This is a genomic window from Psychrobacter pasteurii (genome assembly GCF_900162815.1).
In the GTDB taxonomy this organism is placed as follows: domain Bacteria; phylum Pseudomonadota; class Gammaproteobacteria; order Pseudomonadales; family Moraxellaceae; genus Psychrobacter; species Psychrobacter pasteurii.
On record NZ_FUGD01000090.1, the window covers coordinates 20,271 to 29,947 of the forward strand.

Sequence of the window (9,677 nt, forward strand, 5' to 3'; positions counted from 1 at the left end):
GAAAGTTTTTACTTTAAATTCATTACAATGGATATAAACACTAACTATGACCACTTTGCAGAGTATCAACAGTCAGTCACCTTCGCACAATGCCACTCATTCAAGCCCATCTGTTGTGGATTACCATTTAGATTTTAGCCGCTTCAAGCAGCATCTGGTCGATGTTACTTTGAGCTTTACCGCTGAGCAGGACGCTCCTACTTTGTGGTTGCCCGCTTGGATTCCAGGCAGCTATTTAATGCGTGAGTTTGCTCGCAATATTACTGCGGTTCATTATCAGCTGGCTGATCAAGATGAGGGGTATAGGGCCGGTAAACTTAGCAAAAACGAATGGCAGCTTACTGAAGTTAAAGCTGGAGATACGCTACAAGTCACTTATGAGGTGTACTGCTATGACTTGTCAGTGCGCACCGCCTATGTGGATCAAACCCGTCTTTATGGCAACTTTACCTCACTAGCCTTGGCTGTGGAAGGCTTAGATCAGAGCCCTGTCTCAGTAACTCTAAGTGTGCCTCAAGACTTTTATGAGCTAAATAACACAGATAAGAAGGTTAAAATCGCTTGCGGCTTAAAGCCCACTTATATACATAGTGACAATGTGCACTATTATCATTTGCAGGCTGAAAACTATCATGAACTGATTGATTATCCGTTTGAGATTGCGCCGCAAGATGAGTTTGATTTTATTGTGCAGGACAGTAAGCACAATACCATTGCGCACCGCTTTTATATCTCAGGCAAGCACAGTGCTAATTTGGGCAGATTGCAGCAGGATGTGAAGCAAATTTGCCAAACTTTTGTCAGCTGGCTAGGGGACGCGCCTTTTGGTGGCAAAGACTATGATGGCTACACTTTCATGACTTATGCCAGTGGTAATGACTATGGCGGTCTTGAGCACATCAACTCAACCAGTCTGGTAACCCCACGTAGTGATTTGCCCACAGCAGCAGAAGCTAATGAGCCAAGTGACAGCTATCAGCGCTTCTTAGGCCTGTGTAGCCATGAATACTTCCATGCTTGGTGGGTAAAAACAGTGCGTCCTGATGTGATGATGAACGTCGATTTACGTCGTGAGGCATATACGCCACTACTTTGGGTGTTTGAGGGCTTCACTTCTTATATTGACGACTTTATGCTTCAAGCATCGGGTGTTGTCAGTGCTAAGAGTTACTTGAAGCTGCTACAAGGGCAGATTAATCGTTACACTCAAACTCATGGTCGAGCGTTACAAAGCGTGGCTGAATCAAGTTATGACGCTTGGATTAAGCTGTACCGCGCCGATGAAAATACCGGTAATGCTGGCATCAGCTATTACAACAAGGGTGCTCTAGTAGCTCTATGTTTAGACTTGACCTTGATGCAGCAAAGCGCGGGCAAGTACCGTTTATTTGATGTGGTGAAGGCCTTCTATCAACTGGCCAAAGAGCAGGGCGAGGCGGGTAATCGTATCCGTATCGGTATGGATAACGATAATCTAGAATCGGTTATTGGTCAGTTTATGGATAAAGCCGTTTGGCAAGATTTCAAAGCCAAATATGTCGATGGTGTAGAAGAGCTTCCGATTTATGAGCTACTAGAAGCCAATGGCATCAAGATAACTGAAGACAGCAAAGACAATACGCAGGCCTGGGGTATGAGCTTTAGTGAGAGTAGTGAAGGCTTACAAGTGACCAAAGTGTTACGAGACAGTGTGGCCAGTGAAGCCGGTATCTCTGCTAAAGATGTGATTGTCGCCATTGATGGGATTAAAGCGACCAAAAAACAGCTACAAAGCGTGGCCGAGTCAAATCTTGAATCGGTAACCTGTCATGCCTTTCGCCGTGATGAGCTAATGAGCTTTGAGGTTAGAAATCAAACTCAGTCAGGCGTTGGAGCAAACCCAAGCTTGGAGAAAGTGACTTTAAGCTTAAATGAGTCTGGATTTGAAGAGTGGTTGCAGCCAGGCTTCGTCAACTAATTTGTTAGGCTATAGTTAAAGAGATATATTGCAGTGGGTGGCTAAAAGAAATTAATTTTAGACCCACTGCAGTATTTCTTGTATTACTTAAATAAAACTTAATTATTTAAGATATCTTATTTTCAATTCTTGGTATTCAGCTATCATTTCCCATTTTACTTAGAAGCATAATCTATGTCTTATCATCAGCCTTTGCAGGGCGCCTTTTGGATGATTGCTGCAGGCACTATGTTTGCAATCATCAATACAACCTTACAGTATTTGGGGATTAATTACGGAATAGGCTCGGGAGCTGCCGTACTATTGCAATACGGCATTGCGCTGTTGCTGTTTTTGCCGTTAATGCGTACCGGTGCCATTCGTACTGCGGTGTCTTCAGACTTTAGACTGCTGCATGTGATACGAGTCGGCGTTTCGGTTATTGGTATTCAGCTTTGGACTTGGGCTCTGGCTTATCCCGTACCGATTTGGCAGGGCATTGCTCTGCTGATGGTGTCGCCCTTATTTGCCACTGTTGGCTCAGGTCTTATTTTACGAGAATCCGTGAGTGGTGCTCGTTGGCTGGCGACCCTTGTTGGATTTATTGGTGCCATGTTGGTGCTATGTTGGTGCTACAGCCATGGTCTGATGGGTTTATGTGGGCCAGTTTATTGCCCGTAGCAGCGGCTTTCTTTTGGGCCAGTGCCTCTTTGATGACCAAGTTTACGGTCAGCCGTGATACCCCAACGACCCTTGTTTTTTATCTATTAGTATTAATGTTGCCCTTTAACTTAGCATTTGGTTTACCTAAGTTTGAGCTACCCAGTGATTGGCATGTTTGGGCATTGCTCATTGCGATTGGTGGATTGACTGCGTTTGCACAATGGGCGATTGCGAAGGCTTATTCAGTGGCCGATGCATCCTTCGTGCAGCCCTTTGACCACATCAAACTGCCCCTTAATGTACTGGCAGGCTTTATCGTGTTTGGTTGGGTGCCACCAGGAATGTTATGGGTGGGTTCTGCACTGATTATCGCTTCGGTGATATTCGTCACTCATTACGAGCGTCGTCAAAACCCAGTAGAAGTATTGTGGGAAGAGGCTCAACATGAGGCCGAGCTTAAAGGTAACAAGCAGCTAAATAACCAGAGTAACTGATATACTTCACGAAATAAGCGTCTTAAAGCCGCTTATTTTTCTCTCTTTTATCCTTAAATACTGTATCAGTTAGCTAACGTCTAACGCCCAGCTCTTTTAAGCGTTTGTCGTTCAAGTGCACTCTTACAAACTCTCCAACCGCTAAATTACCCAGCTCAAAACCTGCCGCTGACCAACGAATTAAGCGCAAGCAAGGCAGTCCCACATGGGCCGTCATGCGACGCACCTGGCGGTTTTTACCCTCATAGATAGTCATCATTAGCCAAGAATCCGGCACACTTTTTCGCTCACGAATGGGCGGGTCCCGTTGCCAGAGTGGCATGGGTAACTCTTCTTCACTCACATGCTGAACTTCAGCGGGCAAAGTTTTGCCATCTTTTAATACCACGCCTTTACGCAGCTGATCTAATTGCTCAGGCGTAGGAATACCTTCCACCTGCACCAAGTAAGTTTTGCCCTGCTTTCGGCCTGCATTGGCTTTGGGTGGGTGAGTGATTGCCTTATTAACTTGACCGTCTGAAGTTAATAATAACAACCCTTCACTGGTAGCATCGAGACGACCGGCCACACGGAGCGACTTGTCTGTAAAAAACTGCGACAGTGGCGCAAATTTATTATTGGCATCATCACTAAACTGACTTTGCACGCCATAAGGTTTGTTAAATAGGATAACTGAAGGCATAAGAGAACTAATGTTTTAAGAAATGGAATTTGGAGTTAATGGCTTTATTCTATCATGAGCCAAAGCTTGTAAAATCAAAACACCCCAAGGCTTGTAGCATTAGGGTGTTTTGATTGGAATAAGAGACTAATCTTAAACTAAACCAACTTTAGAAGTTAACCGGCTATAAAGAAGCCAGAACTTCGTTAAAGGTGTTGCTTGGGCGCATAACTTGCTTCACGACATCATCATCAGCGAAGTAATAGCCTTGTAAGTCTACAGGCTTGCCTTGAACGGCATTGAGCTCATTGATAATGGTCTCTTCATTGTCAGCAAGTGCTTTAGCAAATGGCGTGAAACGCTCTTTAAGCGCGGGGTCTTTGTCCTGATTTGCCAGTTCTTGCGCCCAGTATAGTGCCAAATAGAAGTGGCTACCGCGGTTATCAAGTTCACCCACTTTACGAGAAGGCGACTTATTGTTTAATAGTAACTTCTCGGTAGCGTCACTTAAGGTGTCGGCTAAAATCTGCGCTTTTGGATTTTGGTCTGTGCCATGCTCAGCTTCATGCTCAAGCGAGACAGACAATGCCAAAAACTCACCTAATGAATCCCAACGTAAATGGTTTTCCTCGAGTACTTGCTGAACGTGCTTTGGTGCAGAACCGCCAGCACCTGTTTCAAACAGACCACCGCCATTCATTAGAGGAACAATCGACAGCATCTTAGCACTGGTGCCCAGCTCAAGAATTGGGAACAAGTCAGTTAGATAGTCACGTAAGACGTTACCCGTAACAGACAGCGTGTCTTTGCCGGCAATGAGGCGCTCTAGCGTAAAGCGAGTCGCTTCTCGAATAGACATGATACGAATATCAAGATCGTCTGTGTCGTGATCTTTAAGATAATGCTCTACTTTTTTGATTAAGGCAGCGTGGTGAGCACGATCTTTATCTAGCCAGAATATGGCAGGCATACCGCTTGCACGGGCACGATTTACCGCAAGTTTCACCCAGTCTTGGATAGGGGCATCTTTGACACGGTTCATACGCCAAATATCATTCTTTTTGACCGCGTGTTCAGTGAGTACATTGCCGTCCTCATCAAGCAACAGCACTTTACCTTTACCAGGCAGTTGGAACGTGGTGTTATGCGAGCCATATTCCTCAGCTTTTTGAGCCATTAGGCCTACGTTGGGCACCGTGCCCATGGTGGTTGGGTCGAACGCGCCATGTTCTTTACAGAACTTAATGGTCTCGTCATATAAAGCCGCGTAGCTACTGTCAGGAAGGACCGCTTTGGTATCGTGAAGCTCACCATCTGGCCCCCACATTTGACCGCCACTGCGTATCATCGCTGGCATGGAGGCATCAACAATCACATCACTTGGCACATGTAGGTTGGTAATGCCTTTGTCTGAATTGACCATGGCTAGAGGTGGGTTGGTGTCATAGACCTTTTGAATATCGGCTTCAATTTCTTTACGCTGATCGTCCGGTAGCTCTTGGATTTTTGATAATAACTGAGCAAAGCCATTATTCACATCGACACCGATTTTATCAAACGTTTTGCCGTGTTTGGCGAATAAATCTTTGAAATAAACTCTTACCGCTTCACCAAATAAAATCGGGTCAGAGACTTTCATCATCGTCGCTTTTAGGTGAATTGAGAACAATACCCCTTTTTCTTTAGCGTCTTGAATTTGCTCTTCTAAGAAGTTACTCAACACATCAAAGCATAAAATGGATGTGTCGAGAAGCTCGCCCTCAATTAGTGGCGCAGGTGCTTTAAGTTCAGTCTCATTGCCACTTTCATCAATATAAACCACACGGTACTGAGTTGGCTTTTCAATAGTGAGTGATTTTTCATCATCAACAAAGTCACATGAGGCCATGGTTGCCACGTGAGTCTTCGAGTCTGGGCTCCATGGTTTCATAGAGTGAGGGTGAGCACGGGCAAAGGCTTTCACTGCTTTTGGTGCGCGGCGATCAGAGTTGCCCTCACGCAGGACTGGGTTAACCGCACTGCCTTTGATTTTATCAAAACGAGCCCGAATCTCTTTTTCTTCGTCCGTTTGTGGGTTGTCAGGGAAGTCTGGTATCGCAAAGCCTTTTTCTTGTAACTCTTTGATGGCCATTTTTAGCTGATGAATAGAAGCACTGATGTTAGGCAGTTTAATGATGTTTGCTTCTGGTTTTAAAACCAGTTCGCGAAGCTCTTCTAGGGCATTGGGCACACGCTGATCTTCTTTCAGATAGTCAGGGAAGACAGCTAAAATTCGAGCTGCTAATGAGATATCACTGACTTCAACGTTAATGCCGGCGGTCTGTGTAAAGGCTTCTACAATAGGTAAAAATGATTGAGTGGCTAGGGCAGGGGCTTCATCTGTTTTGGTGTATATAATTTTTGACATCGTTATTTAATCCTTTTTATTGTTATAAATGAGACGCTTGTTATACAGCGGCTAAGTTTTGCTTTAAAGATTAGGCTTATTCCATAAGCCATTAATCAGTATCTATTGATTACTCTGTAATATTACTAAACTGTTGGCTTTGACGTCAGTTTACAAATCGTATCTAACGTATCGGGTTAATAAATAATCCGGAAGAGGATAGGGGTAAACGGGTCATAGCGAATATACTGAATAAAAAAACGCCCCACAGATTAATCTATGGGGCGTTTTTGCGACTTTAATTTAGAATATAAGGATACTATTAGAAGCATCTATTATCTTCTAACTCAAGCCACTTGTTTATAGAGACGCGATAGCATTGTTGAACGTTTTGCTTGGACGCATAACGCTTTGAGCAAGTTCTTCGTCAGCATAGTAGTAGCCTTTGATGTCTACTGACTTGCCTTGAACTTCGATTAGCTCTTTCACGATAGCATCTTCGTTGCTCTCAAGCGTCTTCGCTAGTGAAGAGAACTTCTCTTTTAATTCAGCGTCTTGGTCTTGAGTAGCAAGCTCTTCTGCCCAGAATTTCGCTAGGTAGAAGTGGCTACCACGGTTATCAAGCTCACCAGTCTTACGTGATGGTGACTTGTTTTCTACCAATAGCTTTTCAGTAGCTTTATCTAGCGTGTCTGCCAATACTTGTGCTTTTGGATTGTCTTGAGTTTTCGCTAGATGCTCTAAAGATACCGTTAACGCTAAGAACTCACCTAGAGAGTCCCAACGTAAGTGGTTTTCTTCAATTAGCTGCTGAACGTGCTTAGGAGCAGAACCACCGGCACCTGTTTCAAACAAGCCGCCACCCTTCATTAGAGGCACTACTGATAGCATCTTCGCACTGGTACCTAATTCTAAGATTGGGAATAAGTCAGTTAGGTAGTCACGTAGGATGTTACCCGTTGCAGAGATGGTGTCTAGACCACGAGCCACACGCTCTAACGTGTAACGCATTGCACGTACTTGAGACATAATCTCAATGTGTAGACCTTCAGTATCATGGTCTTTCAAGTAAGTTTGAACTTTCTTGATTAGTTCGTTTTCGTGTGGACGGTATGGGTCTAACCAGAACACAACTGGCGTGTTTGATTCGCGAGCGCGAGTAACGGCAAGTTTAACCCAGTCTTGGATCGGCTCATCTTTCACCTGACACATACGCCAGATATCGCCTTTCTCAACCGCTTGTTCCATCAATACTTCGCCAGTATCAACGTCTACAATACGAGCAATACCCGCATCGCTTGATTCAAACGTCTTGTCGTGTGAACCGTACTCTTCTGCTTTTTGAGCCATTAGACCAACGTTTGGTACCGTACCCATAGTAGTTGGGTCGAAGTTGCCATGCCACTTACAGAAGTTGATCATCTCTTGGTAAATACGAGCGAAAGTAGACTCAGGCATTACTGCTTTACAGTCATACATTTTGCCGTCAGCACCCCACATCTTACCGCCTGAACGGATCATAGCTGGCATAGAGGCGTCAACAATCACGTCGCTTGGTGAATGGAAGTTAGTGATGCCTTTAGCAGAGTCAACCATGGCTAGACGTGGGCGGTGTTCTTGACAGGCGTGTAGGTCGCGCTCAATCTCATCACGTGTTGATTCAGGTAAAGTTTTGATTTTTTCGTACAAATCAGCCATACCGTTGTTCACGTTTACACCAAGCTCATCGAACAGCTTGCCGTGTTTTTCGAACGCATCTTTGTAGTAAATACGAACGGCGTGACCAAATACGATTGGGTGAGATACCTTCATCATGGTCGCTTTTACGTGTAGTGAGAACAGGATACCTGCTTCACGGCAGTCTTCCATTTCACGCTCATAGAACTCAAGCAATGCTTTTTTGCTCATGAACATTAGGTCGATAACTTCTTTGTCTTTAAGCTTGATTTCAGGCTTAAGTACTTTAGTCTCGCCACTATCTAGCAATAGCTCCATACGAACGGTACGGGCTTTGTCTAGCGTCATTGATTGCTCGCCATGGTAGAAGTCGCCACCATGCATGTGTGATACGTGAGTGCTTGACCACTGTTTCCACTCACCCATAGAGTGTGGGTGTTTGCGCGCATAGTTTTTAACCGCTTTTGGTGCACGGCGGTCTGAGTTACCTTCACGAAGTACAGGGTTAACCGCACTACCTAGTGCTTTACCATAACGCTTACGAAGTTCAACTTCTTCGTCAGTTTGTGGGTCTTCTGGGAAATCAGGAAGCGCGTAGCCTTTGCTTTGAAGCTCTTTGATAGCGGCTTTAAGCTGCTGAACAGACGCACTAATATTAGGCAGTTTGATAATATTAGTATTTGGATCCTGTGTTAAACGGCCAAGCTCAGCTAGGTTATCAGGAACACGCTGCTCTTCAGTCAGGTATTCTGGGAATTCTGCTAGCACACGTGCGGCAACTGAAATATCACTTGTTTCAACAGAAATGCCTGCTGTTTTGGTAAATGCTTCAACAATAGGCAAAAATGATAGCGTTGCTAGAGCAGGAGCCTCATCGGTTTTTGTATAAATAATTTTTGACATTATGGTCGTTTATTCCTCTAGGCTGAAGTGAATAGTAAGTCTGGAAACTATCTAAATTGAACACTAAATCGAACAAAGTAATACGGACTTTTTTGTCAAAAAACACAAGACAATGTCTCATATAAAAAGAGAGGACATTGATTGGTTTTTGGTTAAATAAACCTAAATAAGAAGCTGAATGACAATCATCAATACAGCAAATAACAGATGCTTACCTAGGCGTTTTTAGGATTTTACAGCCAGTCCAAACTATAAAATCGTCGTGATGTCAATATCGTATATTGAACCAATTATACTATTTTCGCTTATATCCTATGTATAAGATTTATATTAAGCTAGTAAGTGCGTATTCTACCAGTCATCCGCTCTGATATCATCCTTATCCACATTATTGTTGTGTTTAAAATGATCAAAGAGGTATTGAGGCCATCTATAGTTTTATAGATGGCTTTTTTGTGTCCGCTAATAGCAGATTTCAAGGGCAGATTGCTATAATCTTTAAAACAGTACGATTGGTTTGTTATAGGTTATTGATTTAGATAAGGTTATTTTAATTTATAGAAAATATCCGCTTTTGCAAATTGTGACAGCAAAAGGGTTAGGATTTGATACGCTAGTATAAGCGCCCTATATTAAATGAAAAACAATAAAAGAAAAACAACTGGGGTAACTCCAATCTAGATACTATCTAACATTAGCGGACTAACATAACGGAATTTATCACCGGTCGCCGTAAAACCACCCACTTCAGGGCATAGGTATCTACACAACTTAAAAAGAGCAAAAAAGAATGATAGAATCTTCCAGTATGGCATAGATAAAATGGAGCTAGATACGAGGCTCATCAAACGATATCAACAACTCGTACACAATCACACTCACCCAAACGGTTATCTACATGCTGGTATGAAAGCAACTATGGATACTAAAAGCAGTTTTGCTCAGACCCAAGCGTTA

The 9,677-nt window shown here is 43.6% G+C and carries 6 protein-coding genes; 3 read left to right on the forward strand and 3 right to left on the reverse strand.

Translation table 11 applies throughout. From position 1 onward, the window contains the following. Nucleotides 1–46 precede the first annotated feature (46 nt). The 3 genes from A1232T_RS08435 (at nt 47) to A1232T_RS14250 (ending at nt 3,093) form a co-directional block, all read left to right on the forward strand. Entirely contained in the window at nt 47–1,957 is a 1,911-nt protein-coding gene (locus A1232T_RS08435; RefSeq protein ID WP_077449008.1) for a M61 family metallopeptidase, read from the forward strand. A gap of 174 nt (nt 1,958–2,131) precedes the next feature. Continuing rightward, on the forward strand, nt 2,132–2,617 hold the full coding sequence (locus tag A1232T_RS14245; protein WP_208606933.1) for an EamA family transporter: 486 nt from the start codon (nt 2,132–2,134) through the stop codon (nt 2,615–2,617). Next, on the forward strand, nt 2,593–3,093 hold the full coding sequence (locus A1232T_RS14250) for a DMT family transporter (RefSeq protein WP_208606934.1): 501 nt from the start codon (nt 2,593–2,595) through the stop codon (nt 3,091–3,093). Before A1232T_RS14245 ends, A1232T_RS14250 begins: the two co-directional genes overlap by 25 nt. A 73-nt stretch (nt 3,094–3,166) precedes the next feature. Here the strand turns inward: A1232T_RS14250 and A1232T_RS08445 are convergent, their stop codons facing one another. The 3 genes from A1232T_RS08445 to A1232T_RS08455 form a co-directional block, all read right to left on the reverse strand. Next, the gene (locus tag A1232T_RS08445; RefSeq protein ID WP_208606935.1) at nt 3,167–3,775 is read right to left on the reverse strand and encodes a pseudouridine synthase; all 609 of its coding nucleotides are present in this window, start codon (nt 3,773–3,775) and stop codon (nt 3,167–3,169) included. 163 nt (nt 3,776–3,938) lie between these two features. After that, nucleotides 3,939–6,161 (reverse strand): NADP-dependent isocitrate dehydrogenase, encoded by a 2,223-nt coding sequence (locus A1232T_RS08450; protein ID WP_208606936.1) that lies wholly within the window; start codon nt 6,159–6,161, stop codon nt 3,939–3,941. Between the two features lie 339 nt (nt 6,162–6,500). After that, nucleotides 6,501–8,720: an NADP-dependent isocitrate dehydrogenase gene (locus A1232T_RS08455; RefSeq protein ID WP_077449011.1), complete on the reverse strand. Its 2,220-nt coding sequence runs from the start codon at nt 8,718–8,720 to the stop codon at nt 6,501–6,503. Between the last annotated feature and the right edge of the window lie 957 nt (nt 8,721–9,677).

What these genes read in the sequence shown, in the direction of transcription:
- A1232T_RS08435 (WP_077449008.1), top strand. Translation starts at nt 47, where the DNA reads ATGACCACTTTGCAGAGTATCAACAGTCAGTCACCTTCGCACAATGCC.
- A1232T_RS14245 (WP_208606933.1), top strand. Translation starts at nt 2,132, where the DNA reads ATGTCTTATCATCAGCCTTTGCAGGGCGCCTTTTGGATGATTGCTGCA.
- A1232T_RS14250 (WP_208606934.1), top strand. Translation starts at nt 2,593, where the DNA reads ATGTGGGCCAGTTTATTGCCCGTAGCAGCGGCTTTCTTTTGGGCCAGT.
- A1232T_RS08445 (WP_208606935.1), bottom strand. Translation starts at nt 3,775, where the DNA reads ATGCCTTCAGTTATCCTATTTAACAAACCTTATGGCGTGCAAAGTCAG.
- A1232T_RS08450 (WP_208606936.1), bottom strand. Translation starts at nt 6,161, where the DNA reads ATGTCAAAAATTATATACACCAAAACAGATGAAGCCCCTGCCCTAGCC.
- A1232T_RS08455 (WP_077449011.1), bottom strand. Translation starts at nt 8,720, where the DNA reads ATGTCAAAAATTATTTATACAAAAACCGATGAGGCTCCTGCTCTAGCA.